The organism is Bacillus sp. RCC_6_1 (genome assembly GCF_041360755.1).
Lineage (GTDB): Bacteria > Bacillota > Bacilli > Bacillales > Bacillaceae_G > Bacillus_A > Bacillus_A cereus.
Window position 1 is genome coordinate 1,005,533 of sequence record NZ_JBFUPV010000001.1, and the last position, 13,574, is coordinate 1,019,106.

Genomic DNA, 13,574 nt, shown 5'->3' on the forward strand with positions numbered 1-13,574 from the left:
GAGGAACAACCTCCCCACTGATTAAAGTTTCACTTTATCACTTCGTTAATTGATGCCTAAATGCATAAATAACCGCCTGAGTACGGTCACTTACATTCAATTTATTTAATATATTACTCACATGTGTCTTTACCGTTTTCAGTGCAATAAATAACTCGTCCGCAATCTCTTGATTACTTTTTCCCTCTGCGATTAATAACAAAACCTCAAACTCTCTTTCCGTTAAATCATCATGCAAAGGTTGCTCTTTCTTTTGACGCATACGGGACATCATTTTCCCGGTAACTTTCGGCTCTAATACTGTTTCTCCATCATAAGTAGCTCGTACAGCATCAGCAATATCACTTGCTCTTGATGTTTTTAATAAGTAACTGGTCGCCCCAGCCTCAATAACAGGATACAATTTTTCGTCATCTAAAAAGCTTGTTACAACTACAATTTTTGCTTCTGGCCATTCTTGAATAATAGCACGTGTTGCTTCGACACCGTCCATCTCATCCATAACAAGGTCCATTAAAATAATATCCGGCCTTAATTGCAATGCTAATTCTGATCCTTTTCTTCCATTCTCAGCTTCCCCTACTACTTCAATATCTGGCTGTGTAGATAAATATGCCGATACACCCATACGAACCATTTCATGATCATCGACAAGCAATACTTTTATCATACTTCTCCTCCTCTCTCAATCATAATCGGTACTTTTACTTCTATTTGTGTACCTTTGGCCGGGAAACTAAGTACCTTGAGTGTCCCACCAATTTCATGAACACGCTCTTGCATCGATCTTAGGCCATATGAACCAGCCTTATTAACCCCTACTTCAAACCCAACGCCGTCATCAATGATTTTTAAAATCGCATATTGATCAATTTTTCGAAGGCGCACTTCTGTTTTCTTTGCCTTCGCGTGTCGCAACGTGTTTGATAGCGCTTCTTGCACAATACGGAATAAATGATCTTCTACACCTTTTTTTAATTCTATTGGCTCAATAAGCCATTCAATTTTCATATGTTGTTTTCGCGATAATTCCGTTAATAATTCCTCTATACCTTCTGTCAGTTTCTTACCTTCCAATTGTACAGGACGTAAATGAAGGAGCAATGCTCTCATTTCTGATTGAGCATTTACAACCATATTTTCAACAAGTTGCAATTGTTTTTTTGTCACATCTGGAAATTCAGTTATTTGTTCATTAATCGCTGACATCATCATCGACATTGCGAAAAGCTGCTGACTTACTGAATCATGCAACTCCCTTGCTAAACGATGCCTTTCTTGAGAAATCGCTTCTTGTCTCATCTCTTCATTCCAATGAGCTCGTTCATTCGTTACTTTTTGAAAGAGTCCAGCTTGCTCCTCTAATCGACGAGCCAGAACGATTACTTTTCGTTCCACTTCATGAAATTCATCATCTGCAGTAAACGAAACATCGCTCGGAAAATTCCCTCGCTCTACTTCAAATAGAAACGTATTTAATCCTTGTATACGCTGCTCTATATAGTAACCGATTGCATATCCTACAATTCCCCCGATAAGTAAACTTGTAGTCATAATAAACAAGCCAATTGGAACAGAAGCGATGGATTCCTTCCATAATAAATCATACACTTGTTGCTCGCTTTTCCATACATATACAATTGTACAAATGAGTGCGATACTAACAGAGGACAACATAGAATAACGAATATACATCCACGAAATATTTTTTTGTTTCTTCATTATACTTTCCTCACTTCCGTGTCGCCTACGACAAGCGAAGAAATAATTTTAATACGTCGAGGAGCCTCTTTATACTGCTCTGTTCTAAATGTAACATTGCGGTTAAACCCTGTCTCTTCATGACCTGGCAAGAGCACACGCCCGACAATAACAGAATGATTTAAAGAAAGTTCAATATCATATGGCACATATAAACGAATATTACCAACGACACCTCGAATAACAATTACCGTTTCCCCTTCTGGAATCATAGCAGTTGTTAAATCTATTTCCACATCACAAGCACCATATTGAACATTAATATCCTCAAGTTCATAAATATGATCCATCATTCGCACATTGCCTACAAACATATTTTTCAAATATGGTTCTGTACGATATATTTGCTTCTCTTCGTCTATCATCCCTTTTTCTTTAATTTCAACCTTCATTGCTTTTTGCTGATGCCCTTGTTGAATCAATTGATAACCAATTAAAGCTAAACAAGCAAATACGACAAGAACAAATGCTGCTGATGAAAATAAGAAGAATAAAAATACGATACCACCAACAAATAAAAATACATTTCCCCGTACATAACGATTCTTTTTACGATAATGCCTTCCAAACATAAGCATAATAAATGCAAAAATGAGACCACCTGGTTCAAAATGTCCAAGTATCATATCAAGAAAAAGACCGAACCCAAATATGATGAGGAGCATCCCCATTAATTGTGTCTTTGAAAAATGTTTCTTCATTTCAGCTCCCCCCTTCTTGTCACATATACATAGAAGAAAAGGCATTGCTTTCCAACACCTTTTCTCCTATCACTATATCATAAGCCTGTTTTATAATATACTACTATTATTTTGTTAACTCTTTCGTTAACGATACATCATTCTTTTCTTTCATTTCACGCTCAAGTTTTGCAATTTTCATATCAAATGTGTCACGCTCATGCTCTTCATTCATACGAGTTTCTAAGTCACGAATATGATCTTCAATCTCTTCAAATCGTAAGAATGGATTATTTTCATCCATTTTATGCATCGCAGTATTCATACGACGATTTGCATGTGCCATATTTTCACGTGCCATTAGTTCCATACGCTTTGCGTGCATTTCTTTTAATTTATTTTTCATTTCAGAAAGACGACGCTCTAACTCATCAATTTGCTCTACAACACCTGCATACATTTCTTCTAATCGAGTTACTTGCCCTTCATAATAAGCTACCTCTTCTAACGCACGTTCGTGCAATTGTAATTCACCTGCTTCTTGAGCAATGATAGCTTGCTTTGATCTTTTATTAACGAAATAACGTGCTTGCTCAAGCTCACGAGCAAAGTTAGATTTTAATGTTTTATGACGCTCAATTAACTTCTCAATTTTTGTTATTTCACGCTCACTATCACGTAAATATTGGTTTAACATCGCAATTGGATTTTTTCTTTCCTTCTCATCTAACACGTTATGAAAATCAGCTAAAATTGCATCGCGTACACGTCCGAATAAAGATTGTTTCATTATAAATCTTCCTCTCTTCTACTTTAATTATAATTTGATTTATTGTTTTAGTTTTTCATTAATTTGTTCCACTCATCTTCAAAGTTGCTATATGATTTAGAACTTTCTGGAGCAGATTCAACAACTACATCTTTTTCTTTTTTCCACTCACGGTATCCGTAGTATAAAACCACTAAAGCAGCGATACCGATTAATGCTGGCGAATGAGAAAGTGCAATGGATAAACCGATTAAACCAACAATACCCCAAGCTAACTTTCCAAAAAATGATTTAGCTCGCACACATGATTTATAGCTCCAATATACAACTCCTGCTCCGATTGCGAATCCTACAATACCAGCAAGACTACCAAGAGCAATTAAAGCCAAAATACCGGCTGCGATAAACGCTAGAAATTGTTTCATCTTGTGCTTGCCTCCCTTCGATTTGATACTCTTATCTTAACTATTTTTTCATCTTTCCATAACGAGCTTAAGAACCGTTTTCTACTCAGACTTAAGACCGAGTCATATTCAGCCCTTTACGCAAAAAACGTGCAGAGTCTATTCTCTGCACGTTTTTTAATTACTAACATTCATATTAAATTAAGCAGTTTTATGATACTCTTTTTTCTTAGCTACTTTCGAAAACCTTGGAAACCCAATTAAAATAGAAACAATCCCACATACTCCAACTAAAATTGGATAAAATGCATACGGTAACAATTCAACTGGAGATAACGCTGCAAATCCTGCTGCCGTTAACATTTGGGCACCGTACGGAATTAATCCTTGCACACAACATGAGAAAAGATCTAATACACTCGCTGATTTACGAGGGTCTATTTCATATTGATCTGCAATATTTTTTGCAAGCGGGCCTGTAAAAATAATTGAAATCGTATTATTCGCTGTACACATATTCGTCATACTCACTAAACCAGCAATACCAAATTCCGCTCCTTTTTTCGAACGAATATTACGTGTTAATACATTCATTAAATATTGAATACCACCATTATATTGGATTAATTCAACCATACCGCCAATTAATATAGCAAGTAATACTAACTCCATCATACCGCCCATTCCAGTCGTTACACTTTTAAAGAAACTTTCTAACGTGTAACTTCCATCTATAAGACCGATAACACCAGATAGTACAGTTCCACCAGTTAATACAATAAGTACATTCCAGCCAAGTAGCGCTGTAATCAGTACTCCTGCGTACGGTAAAATCTTTATCCAATCAAAGCTATGTGCTTTAATTTGCGTGTCACTTCCTGAAGTAACTATTACTAATAGCACAATTGTAATAATAGCCGCTGGTAACACAATTAAAAAGTTCGTTTTAAACTTATCTTTCATTTCTGTTCCTTGTGAACGAACAGCTGCGATTGTTGTATCTGAAATAAATGATAAATTATCACCAAACATCGCTCCGCCAACAACAGTAGCCATTGCAAGCGCAATTGAGATATCAGTTTGACCACTAATACCTACAGCAATCGGCGCTAATGCTGCAATTGTTCCCATTGAAGTTCCCATCGCTAATGAAATAAATGCCCCAATAACAAAGATTCCAGCTACGATAAATCCTGGCGGTAAAATAGTTAATGCTAAATTAACAGTTGAGTCTACTCCGCCCATTCCTTTAGCAGTTTCAGAAAATGCACCTGCAAGCACAAAAATTAATACCATAATCATAATATCCGGATTTCCTGCACCTTTAGCGAACCGCTCTACTTTCACATTAAAACTTTCTTTACGATTCATCATTAAAGCGACTCCTACAGCAATTGAGATCGCTACAAGTATCGGCAATTTATAGAAATCACCTGTAATAATTCCAGAACCAATAAATAGCGCCAAAAATATCCCAAGTGGTAATAAAGCTAAACCATTTCCTCTCGTTTCTTTCAAAGTATCATCTCTCCCTAGTTTCAACCTTTTTCTAATGAATAACAAAAGACCTCTTCCGATGAGAAGAGGTCTTATACATCTATAAGAAACACTCTTCTCATCTTTCAAGCACACGCTTGCTGGATTTGGCACAGCACTCTGAAATCGAGTCCGCTGCCGAGGCATCGTAGGGCCAGTCCCTCCGCCTCTCTTTATAAGAAGGTTTCATATTTATTTTTTAATAATAATTTCTTTCCTAACTTTACTCGCTTACAAAACAAAAGTCAATTATTTTTTGTATAGATTTTTTTGGTAATTATACAAAAATTCGAATACAACAATCATTTTAACTTTTCTATTTCTTCTTTCAACATTGAAATCCAATAAAATTCATTATTTTTTATTGTTGCTAATATCCATTTCGTAGTGTACCAAGCTAACTCATACTCTTCCTTCGTGACATCACCACTTTTATAAGCATCCTCTAGCTCCTCTTCATCTAATACATACACCTTACCGCTAGGTAATAATACTACATCTAAATATAAATCATCAAAATACGGTAAACCACGATCGTCTATTTTATATTCTTTCGCCACATCGATATAATATTGCACTAATTTTTTCTGATCATCTAACATAGCGGTAATCGCAAAGTTTTTCCCGTCTATGAAATATTGAATCCACGTATACTGATCCGCTGCAATACAAAGTTCTTCACCATCATATTCTTTACAACTAGGCTCTCTCACCTTTTTTATATCCAGTATTCCGAGCATTCCCTCTTCCACTTGCTTAACCGTATAACTCTTTTCTATTAGCCTCTTCCACGAAGAACCGTCACCATATTTACGTTTCATTATGTCTGCTCCTCTTCTATATACAGAAAAGCTCCCACATATTATGTGAGAGCTTGTTCATATTATAATTAAGCCGCTTGACCCTTTTCAGAAATCTCTTTTAAATAAGCTTGTCCTTTTTCAGCGTCATATTGACCTTCCCACTTAGACATAACTACAGCTGCTAAAGAGTTTCCTACAACGTTAACTGCTGTACGAGCCATATCTAAAATACGGTCAATACCAGCAATGAACGCTAAGCCTTCAGGTGGAATACCTACTGTACCAAGTGTCGCTAATAATACAACGAATGATACGCCCGGTACACCTGCGATACCTTTTGATGTAACCATTAATACAAGCAATAATGTAATTTGTTGTGTAATAGATAAATCAATACCGTACATTTGTGCTAAGAAAAGAGCCGCAATTGCTTGATATAAAGTTGATCCATCTAAGTTAAATGAATAACCTGTCGGAATAACGAAAGATGTAATTGCTTTCGGACAACCGAATTTCTCCATTTTCTCCATGATTTTTGGTAAAACTGTTTCTGAGCTTGCTGTAGAATACGCTAAGATCAGCTCGTCTTTTAAAATCTTAAAGAATTGGAAAATGTTGATTCCAAATATTTTCGCTGTAAGTCCTAAGACAACTACGACGAAGAAGATCATTGCTCCATATACGACAATTAGTAATTTCCCTAATGGAATTAATGAAGCAAGACCAAATGTAGAAACTGTAACACCAATTAGTGCAAACACACCAAATGGTGCAAATTTCATAACTTGGTTTGTTACGTAAAACATTGCGTCAGCTACACCTTGGAAAAATTGAAGAACTGGTCTTCCTCTTTCACCAATTGCTGCTACACCTAAACCAAATAATACAGAGAAGAAGATAATAGCAAGCATATCTCCGTCAGCTAACGACTTCATAATGTTCGTTGGAACAATATTTACAAATGTATCTGCAAATGAATGACTTTGTACTTGTTCTGTCGTATGTGTATATTTCGAAATATCTGTCTTTGTTAACTGCTCCATATTTACGCCTTTTCCTGGTTGGAAAATATTCGCTATTAATAGACCAACAATAATTGCAATTGTTGTAATAATTTCAAAGTAAAGAATTGTTTTTCCGCCTAGTCGACCTAGTTTTTTAACATCGCCAACACCAGCAACCCCAACAACAATACTTGCTACAACAATCGGTACAACGATCATTTTAATTAATCGGATGAAAATATCACCAATTGGTTGTAAGTACTTCACAACAGCTGGATTATCAAAGAAAATCGCCCCAACCGCAATACCAAGCGCAAGCCCTATTAATATTTGCCATGCAAGTCCTATTCTTTTCATATTTGTTGTAACCCCCTCTTCGATGTGTCACTCTATCTCTCATTCTATCTCTATAAAACTAAGAAATTAAGAGTATTACATATTATTCGACAATTCACTACATTTTGTCCCTGTTAAAAATCATAAATCAAAAATTTAAATCTGACAACAAAATAACTTTGCCCGAACACAAATAATTTTCTTGACAAAAAGCAGACCCATGTCAGAAAACCTAACATGAGAACGATTCCTCACTAGTGTTTTATTAGCTTTCCAAGTAATATTTCACCTCATAAAAACGATTACTTTCCTTCTTCATTTTACAGATTAATTCCAAAATATACCTTTGTTACACATATGAATAAAATGTATGTACTATGACAATTACAGTTGAAAAATGATAAATTCCGACAAAACTTAGCAATTTTATAAAATTTTCTTTACATTATGATTACAACGATAGACACCCCTCTTCTTATGATATATAACATTCATAGGGAAAGGAGTCAGACAACAATGAAAAAGAAATTTGCAGCGTTTAGTGTTTTAGCAGCAGGAACGATTTTTGCTTCCCCGTTACTTTCACCTGCATACGCTGAAACGAATCAAGATAAATTATCTAACATTCAATCTGAATTAGAAGGCAAACAAAGTGACTTACAAAATAAATCAGTCGAGAAAGAACAAATAGAAAAAGAAATTCAAGAATTACAGAAGAAAATTGATGAATTAACTACTTCTATTAATAAAAACGAGACTGAATTAAATGATACAAAAAAAGAAATTAGCAAAACACAACAAGTAATTACTGACAAAAAGAAACATATAGAACAATTACAAACAAACATAGATACACGTCAGGAAGTTATTAAACAACGGTTACAATCTATGCAAGAAAAACCGCGTACCAATATCATTACAGAAGTATTAACAAACTCTACAAACATTGCTGATCTTGTTGATAATATGTACTCCGTAAGTTTAATATTAAACAACGATACAGATATTGTAAAAAAACAAACATCTGATCAAAATGCTGTAACGTCAGAAAAAGAGGCTGTTGAGAAAAAAGAACAACAACTGAAAGAATCTGAACAAAAACTAGAACAAAAACAGCAAGAATTACAAAATAACCAACAGCAGCAGCAAACTCTTATTAACGATCTACATACGAAAGTAGCAAAAGTAGATTCAGAGATTGAAGGATTAGAAGAATCCAAAGGCATTTTAGAAAATCAACGTCAAGCTGTTCAAAAAGCAATTGAAGAAGAAAAACGTGCCGAAGAAGCTCGTAAAGCGGAAGAAGCTCGCCAGGCAGAAGAGGCTCGCAAACAACAAGCTACTAAATCTGCTCAAGCAACTCAAGCGGCCCCAACACCACATGATACAAATATCGGTGGCTTTATCAAACCAGCAGCTGGATCAAAAACTTCCGGATTTGGTGTACGTTCTTTAGATAATCATAAAGGAATTGACATCGCCGCTTCGGGAACGGTTCCAATTATCGCTGCTGCAGATGGCGTTGTTATTCGCTCAGAATTATCATCTAGTTACGGAAACGTAGTGTATTTATCTCACCGTATAAACGGAAAAACATATACGACAGTATATGCTCATATGAATAGCCGTTCTGTATCGAATGGACAAACTGTAAAACAAGGCGATCAGCTTGGATTTATGGGGAATACGGGCCAATCATACGGACAACATTTACACTTTGAACTTCATCTTGGAGAATGGAATGTCGGCAAGACAAACGCAGTTGACCCATCTCCTTATATCGGATTATAAAAAACCTCGGTACCTACCGAGGTTTTTTATTTACACTTCACACAATATAGGCATTCTACATAGACTATAACTAAATGCCTATAGTTTACGGGGTGATCAATATGAATACGCAATTACAACAAAAAATAGAAGAAGCTAGAGAGACGTATATTGGCCGGATATTTACATTTGGCGGCTCAGTATTATTTTTAATCGGTTCATTCCTTGCAGTCACTACAGCCTATAAAGCATATAATCGTTTATTACACTCATCAACATCCACATAAAAAAAGACGGGAGATCCCCGCCTTTTTTTATTCAAACATTTTAAATACACCTATCGCATTTAAAAATACAATTATTACAGTTACCGGAATAACATAACGAAGTAAGAAGAACCAAATGTTAAATAACGTTTTCCCCTTCGTTTCCGTCACTTCTAATTCTTTCATCAATAACTCTTTACTCATTTTATTTGGTACAAATAATGAAATAGCTAGTACTCCTAACGGCAGCAATACGTTACTTACCGAAAAGTCAACTAAATCAAAGAATGTTTTCCCGAATATTTTCACGTCACTCATAATCCCAAATGATAAAGCTGATGGAATACCGACTGTAAAAATAAGAATACCGATTAATAATGATGCTGACGGACGCTTCTTCTCATTACCTTTCGCAACAGATGCTACTACAATTTCAAGCATTGAAATTGCTGATGTTAAAGTCGCAAAGAAGAATAAAATTAAAAACATAATAAAGAAAAATTGACCAAATGGTATTTTTGCAAATACTGCTGGAAGGACGATAAACAGTAATCCTGGTCCTTCAGTTGGTTTTACTCCTAATGCGAAAATCGCTGGGAAAATTGCTAATCCTGCAAGTACTGTAACAAAAACAGTTAAACTTACAATAGATGTTGCTGATTTCGCTAAATGTTCCTCTTTCTTTAAATACGAACTATACGTGACCATTACTGAGGCACCTACTGTTAGTGAGAAGAAAGATTGTCCCATCGCGTATAAAATCGTATCTGCTGTAAGCTTTGAAAAATCTGGCTTTAAGAAGAACTCTACTCCAGCAAAAGCACCATCGAGTGTTAACGCACGAACAATAATCGCAATAAATAAAATAAATAATAGCGGCATCATGTACTTACTTGCCTTTTCTATACCTTTCTCTACACCTTTACTTACGACAAAAATTGTACAAAGCATAAAGATAAATTGTGCTCCAATCGCACTTAACGGATTTGAAATCGTTTCACCGAACAATTGTCCATAATCAACTGCTCTATTCCAGAAACTTCCTGTCACACTATAATATAAATAAAGTAAAATCCATCCACCTACAACACTATAAAAAGATAGTACACTAAAACAAGTAACAACTCCCATACGACCAATCCAAGGATATACTTTGCTATTTGGCACTAGTACTTTATAAGCTGTAACGGCCTCTTTTTGCGTGCTACGTCCAATAACAAACTCCGCTATTAAAAGAGGCATACCTATAAATAAAGTTAATAGTAAAAATACAAGGAAGAATGCGCCTCCCCCGCCATTACCTGCAACATATGGAAATTTCCATATCGCACCAAGACCTACTGCGGCTCCGGCTGCTGCGAGTACAAAGCCTATTTTCGACGTCCATTGCTGTGTTTCTTTCATCATAAATTCTCCTTTTCTGAATATTTAAACTTTTGTTAATTATACACTTTCATTTCATACTCGCACACCTCCTTTAGAAAATAAAAAAGTCCCCTACACGCAAATATGCATGTAGAGGACGATATATGTAATATAAATACCGTGGTACCACCTCAATTGGATTGATAAATCCCACTTGTTCAAGTACAGGAATAATTCCGATACTCTATCCTTTTAACGGCGGAACCCGGGTTGCCTACTACAATGTTCAACATACCTCTCGCAAGCCCATTCTGTATATTTTATCGTACCGGGCTCCCACCTAACCCCAGCTCTCTGAACGCATCAAATATACGTACTCTTCTTGCTCATCGATTTTATCTATTGAAGTTACTTGTGATTATAAATTATATTTTTATATTTGTAAAGCTCACTTTATCTTTTATTATTTTAAAACCTTTTCCTCTAATTCTCGTAAAAAACTTTCTCTTTTCCCCTCGTTTTGCACATATACTGATTTCAACACTTCTTGGAGCAATATATTTCGCTCTCTCTTTTCTAACTGTAAATCTTTTAACTTCACCCTTACTTCATATAAAAAATCTAAATACGATTCATATGTCTCATCATATTTATTTGCAATCTCATCTCGAATTTTTTTTGCGAGCTTAGGGCTCGCTCCCCCAGTAGAAACTGCTATATTAAGTAAACCACGATGAATTGCTGCCGGAAAATGAACATTACCACTTTCCGGATTTGTAATAACATTTACTAATTGATTCTCGGCGGCATCTTCAGCAACTTGTTCATTTAATATTGAATCACTACTCGCTGCAACAACTAAAAAAGCACTTTTAATATCACTTTTCTCATATTCTCTTTGATACCAACGAATTTTCTTTTCTTCCACAAGTTTTACTAAATTCGCATCTAATTCTGGACTTATCACAACTATATCCGCACCCTGTTTGAGTAAAGGAATAATTTTAAATCCTGCAACTTTTCCCCCACCAATAACAACAACGCGTTTCTCATTAACTCGCACTGTAAGTGGATACATACTGATCTCCTTTCAATAACTCCGTCGTTTTCTGAATTAACATATCTTGAAACGCTTCATTCTTCCCTAAATATGGACTGATTTTTATCTCTCCCAATTCATATTGGCGCACTTCTTTCTCAATATGTTTCATAAGTAAACCTGTAAATAACAAGTAAGGCAGTACAACGATGTTCTTTTCTTTTTGTTCTACAACTTCCTTTAACTTCTCCTCAAATTTTGGCTCTGCAGCCGCTAAATAACAAACTTCTACTTTTTTAACCTTCTCTTTTGTTTGAAATAAAGAAGCAATCCAGTTTATATCTCTTAATACTTCAAGATCACTGCTCCCTCTTGCAACAAGAAGTAACGTCACTTCATTTTTATCTTCCTGTTCGATGCCACTTCCGCTATACACCGATTTAACAAGTGTTTCTGATACACCAAACGGATTACCATAGGTCACTTTAACATCCGAAAATTGATTAGTTAATTTTTCCAATTCAAAAGGGATATCTTTTTTCACATGCCCTGCCGCTAATAAAAAAACAGGGATAGCAATAATCTCAGTGGCCCCACGCTTCACACATGTACGAAAACCATCTTCAATAGAAGGATTCGCTAACTCTAAAAAACAAACTTCTTGAATAGTCGCTTCTATACGGCTCATACACGATGTAATAAATTGAATCGCCTCTTCTTTCGCTGTCTTCAAACGACTTCCATGACATATATATAAGACGGCTTTCATTTTACAACACTCCACTTACTTGATAAGCATTTTCTGTCTGCTTCTCAAACCAATGAATTTTTTCTCTAAAACGGACAACCTCTCCAATTACAATCATACTCGGATTTTGAATTTGCTCTTTTTTCGCAACATCTACAATTGTCCCTAACGTTCCAACAACTGTGCGTTGCATAGACGTCGTCCCTTGCTCAATAATAGCGGCTGGCGTACTTTTATCTTTTCCATGCTTCATAAGTTGCTCACATATGTAGGGCAAATTACTAACCCCCATATATACCGCTAAAGTCTCTACACCTTTCGCTAAACTTTCCCATTTCACTTCTTCTTCAGCACCTTCTTTCCTATGCCCAGTCACAATAGCAAAACTTGCACTTGCATCACGGTGCGTCACTGGAATGCCCGCATAAGCAGGAGCAGCTATTCCAGCTGAAATACCAGGAATGATTTCAAATGGTACACCTTGCTTTGCTAATGCTTCAGCTTCTTCTCCCCCTCTACCAAACACAAATGGATCGCCGCCCTTAAGCCTCGTTACAACTTTTCCTTTTTTCGCATACTTAATAAGAAACGTGTTAATTGTCTCTTGCTTCATCGTGTGATAATTCGGGAGTTTTCCGCAATAAATTAAATCCGCGTCAGGCTTTGCGTGTGAAAGCAGCTCTTTATTCACAAGTCGGTCGTATAAAATAACATCTGCCTTCTCAATACATTTCAACCCTTTAACAGTAATTAAATCTGGATCGCCAGGACCCGCTCCAACAATATAAACCTTTCCCATCATCTCTCCTCATTTCTTCTATTAAAATGAAACTTCCATTCGTATATAAGAATGGAAGTTTTTATTTTTTCGTATTACTGATCTCTACTCATGGATAACAAATGCCCCACCTTTTCGAATCTTCTTTTTTTCAAACAAAGAAATCTCTTTTACCTCTGGCAACGGTAAAAAATGCTTTTCAAGCTCAATCTCCGCAAGCTTAAATGCCTGTTCTTCACTTTGAGCAACAACAACTATCGGAACAATATCACTCACTAATACAGCTTCAAATCGATATAAATCCATATCGTCCCT

15 protein-coding genes, 1 riboswitch and 1 other annotated feature are annotated in these 13,574 nt (G+C 35.9%); of the genes, 2 read left to right on the forward strand and 13 right to left on the reverse strand.

The window, feature by feature from the left end:
* Positions 1-37: 37 nt before the first annotated feature.
* The 8 genes from AB6801_RS05020 to gltP all read right to left on the reverse strand — a co-directional run bounded on the left by AB6801_RS05020 (position 38) and on the right by gltP (position 7,314).
* Positions 38-670, reverse strand: coding sequence for a response regulator (locus AB6801_RS05020; protein WP_097998914.1), 633 nt, complete (start codon positions 668-670; stop codon positions 38-40).
* Complete coding sequence (locus AB6801_RS05025; protein WP_000744326.1) at positions 667-1,722, reverse strand: sensor histidine kinase; 1,056 nt, start codon at positions 1,720-1,722, stop codon at positions 667-669. The genes AB6801_RS05020 and AB6801_RS05025 overlap by 4 nt, the downstream gene beginning before the upstream one ends.
* Positions 1,722-2,462 (reverse strand): cell wall-active antibiotics response protein LiaF, encoded by a 741-nt coding sequence (liaF, locus tag AB6801_RS05030; protein WP_000716096.1) that lies wholly within the window; start codon positions 2,460-2,462, stop codon positions 1,722-1,724. Before liaF ends, AB6801_RS05025 begins: the two co-directional genes overlap by 1 nt.
* Positions 2,463-2,568: 106 nt before the next feature.
* Positions 2,569-3,231, reverse strand: a complete 663-nt coding sequence (locus tag AB6801_RS05035; RefSeq protein WP_000814127.1) for a PspA/IM30 family protein — start codon at positions 3,229-3,231, stop codon at positions 2,569-2,571.
* Between the two features lie 47 nt (positions 3,232-3,278).
* Positions 3,279-3,635 (reverse strand): lmo0954 family membrane protein, encoded by a 357-nt coding sequence (locus AB6801_RS05040; protein ID WP_097998913.1) that lies wholly within the window; start codon positions 3,633-3,635, stop codon positions 3,279-3,281.
* A gap of 180 nt (positions 3,636-3,815) precedes the next feature.
* On the reverse strand, positions 3,816-5,132 hold the full coding sequence (locus AB6801_RS05045; RefSeq protein ID WP_000665486.1) for a Na+/H+ antiporter NhaC family protein: 1,317 nt from the start codon (positions 5,130-5,132) through the stop codon (positions 3,816-3,818).
* A gap of 94 nt (positions 5,133-5,226) precedes the next feature.
* A riboswitch (SAM riboswitch) is annotated at positions 5,227-5,332 on the reverse strand.
* 120 nt (positions 5,333-5,452) lie between these two features.
* Positions 5,453-5,971 carry a ribonuclease FAU-1 family protein gene (locus tag AB6801_RS05050; protein ID WP_000824661.1) on the reverse strand — a complete coding sequence of 173 codons (519 nt, stop codon included), beginning with the start codon at positions 5,969-5,971 and terminating at the stop codon, positions 5,453-5,455.
* Between the two features lie 68 nt (positions 5,972-6,039).
* Positions 6,040-7,314 carry a glutamate/aspartate:proton symporter GltP gene (gltP, locus tag AB6801_RS05055; protein WP_000821131.1) on the reverse strand — a complete coding sequence of 425 codons (1,275 nt, stop codon included), beginning with the start codon at positions 7,312-7,314 and terminating at the stop codon, positions 6,040-6,042.
* A gap of 495 nt (positions 7,315-7,809) precedes the next feature.
* Between gltP and AB6801_RS05060 the strand changes: the two genes are divergently transcribed.
* Entirely contained in the window at positions 7,810-9,084 is a 1,275-nt protein-coding gene (locus tag AB6801_RS05060) for a murein hydrolase activator EnvC family protein (protein ID WP_000726071.1), read from the forward strand.
* A gap of 101 nt (positions 9,085-9,185) precedes the next feature.
* A complete protein-coding gene (locus AB6801_RS05065; RefSeq protein WP_001096002.1) occupies positions 9,186-9,350 on the forward strand; it encodes a hypothetical protein in 165 nt (54 codons plus the stop codon).
* 27 nt (positions 9,351-9,377) lie between these two features.
* On the opposite strand, the gene AB6801_RS05070 is transcribed toward AB6801_RS05065, so the two are convergent.
* The 5 genes from AB6801_RS05070 to AB6801_RS05090 all read right to left on the reverse strand — a co-directional run bounded on the left by AB6801_RS05070 (position 9,378) and on the right by AB6801_RS05090 (position 13,565).
* Positions 9,378-10,733 (reverse strand): sodium-dependent transporter, encoded by a 1,356-nt coding sequence (locus AB6801_RS05070; protein WP_141530614.1) that lies wholly within the window; start codon positions 10,731-10,733, stop codon positions 9,378-9,380.
* Between the two features lie 111 nt (positions 10,734-10,844).
* Positions 10,845-11,093, reverse strand: a binding site (T-box leader).
* A gap of 64 nt (positions 11,094-11,157) precedes the next feature.
* On the reverse strand, positions 11,158-11,772 hold the full coding sequence (locus tag AB6801_RS05075; protein ID WP_000283363.1) for an NAD(P)-binding protein: 615 nt from the start codon (positions 11,770-11,772) through the stop codon (positions 11,158-11,160).
* Positions 11,747-12,502, reverse strand: coding sequence for a sirohydrochlorin chelatase (locus AB6801_RS05080; RefSeq protein WP_097994919.1), 756 nt, complete (start codon positions 12,500-12,502; stop codon positions 11,747-11,749). The genes AB6801_RS05075 and AB6801_RS05080 overlap by 26 nt, the downstream gene beginning before the upstream one ends.
* A gap of 1 nt (position 12,503) precedes the next feature.
* The gene (gene cobA / locus AB6801_RS05085; protein ID WP_000521255.1) at positions 12,504-13,280 is read right to left on the reverse strand and encodes a uroporphyrinogen-III C-methyltransferase; all 777 of its coding nucleotides are present in this window, start codon (positions 13,278-13,280) and stop codon (positions 12,504-12,506) included.
* Positions 13,281-13,364: 84 nt separating this feature from the next.
* A complete protein-coding gene (locus AB6801_RS05090) occupies positions 13,365-13,565 on the reverse strand; it encodes a DUF3906 family protein (RefSeq protein WP_000366919.1) in 201 nt (66 codons plus the stop codon).
* Positions 13,566-13,574: the final 9 nt, after the last annotated feature.

Coding starts and splice junctions, on each gene's coding strand:
- AB6801_RS05020 (WP_097998914.1), bottom strand. CDS start 670: ATGATAAAAGTATTGCTTGTCGATGATCATGAAATGGTTCGTATGGGT.
- AB6801_RS05025 (WP_000744326.1), bottom strand. CDS start 1,722: ATGAAGAAACAAAAAAATATTTCGTGGATGTATATTCGTTATTCTATG.
- liaF (WP_000716096.1), bottom strand. CDS start 2,462: ATGAAGAAACATTTTTCAAAGACACAATTAATGGGGATGCTCCTCATC.
- AB6801_RS05035 (WP_000814127.1), bottom strand. CDS start 3,231: ATGAAACAATCTTTATTCGGACGTGTACGCGATGCAATTTTAGCTGAT.
- AB6801_RS05040 (WP_097998913.1), bottom strand. CDS start 3,635: ATGAAACAATTTCTAGCGTTTATCGCAGCCGGTATTTTGGCTTTAATT.
- AB6801_RS05050 (WP_000824661.1), bottom strand. CDS start 5,971: ATGAAACGTAAATATGGTGACGGTTCTTCGTGGAAGAGGCTAATAGAA.
- gltP (WP_000821131.1), bottom strand. CDS start 7,314: ATGAAAAGAATAGGACTTGCATGGCAAATATTAATAGGGCTTGCGCTT.
- AB6801_RS05060 (WP_000726071.1), top strand. CDS start 7,810: ATGAAAAAGAAATTTGCAGCGTTTAGTGTTTTAGCAGCAGGAACGATT.
- AB6801_RS05065 (WP_001096002.1), top strand. CDS start 9,186: ATGAATACGCAATTACAACAAAAAATAGAAGAAGCTAGAGAGACGTAT.
- AB6801_RS05070 (WP_141530614.1), bottom strand. CDS start 10,733: ATGAAAGAAACACAGCAATGGACGTCGAAAATAGGCTTTGTACTCGCA.
- AB6801_RS05075 (WP_000283363.1), bottom strand. CDS start 11,772: ATGTATCCACTTACAGTGCGAGTTAATGAGAAACGCGTTGTTGTTATT.
- AB6801_RS05080 (WP_097994919.1), bottom strand. CDS start 12,502: ATGAAAGCCGTCTTATATATATGTCATGGAAGTCGTTTGAAGACAGCG.
- cobA (WP_000521255.1), bottom strand. CDS start 13,280: ATGGGAAAGGTTTATATTGTTGGAGCGGGTCCTGGCGATCCAGATTTA.
- AB6801_RS05090 (WP_000366919.1), bottom strand. CDS start 13,565: ATGGATTTATATCGATTTGAAGCTGTATTAGTGAGTGATATTGTTCCG.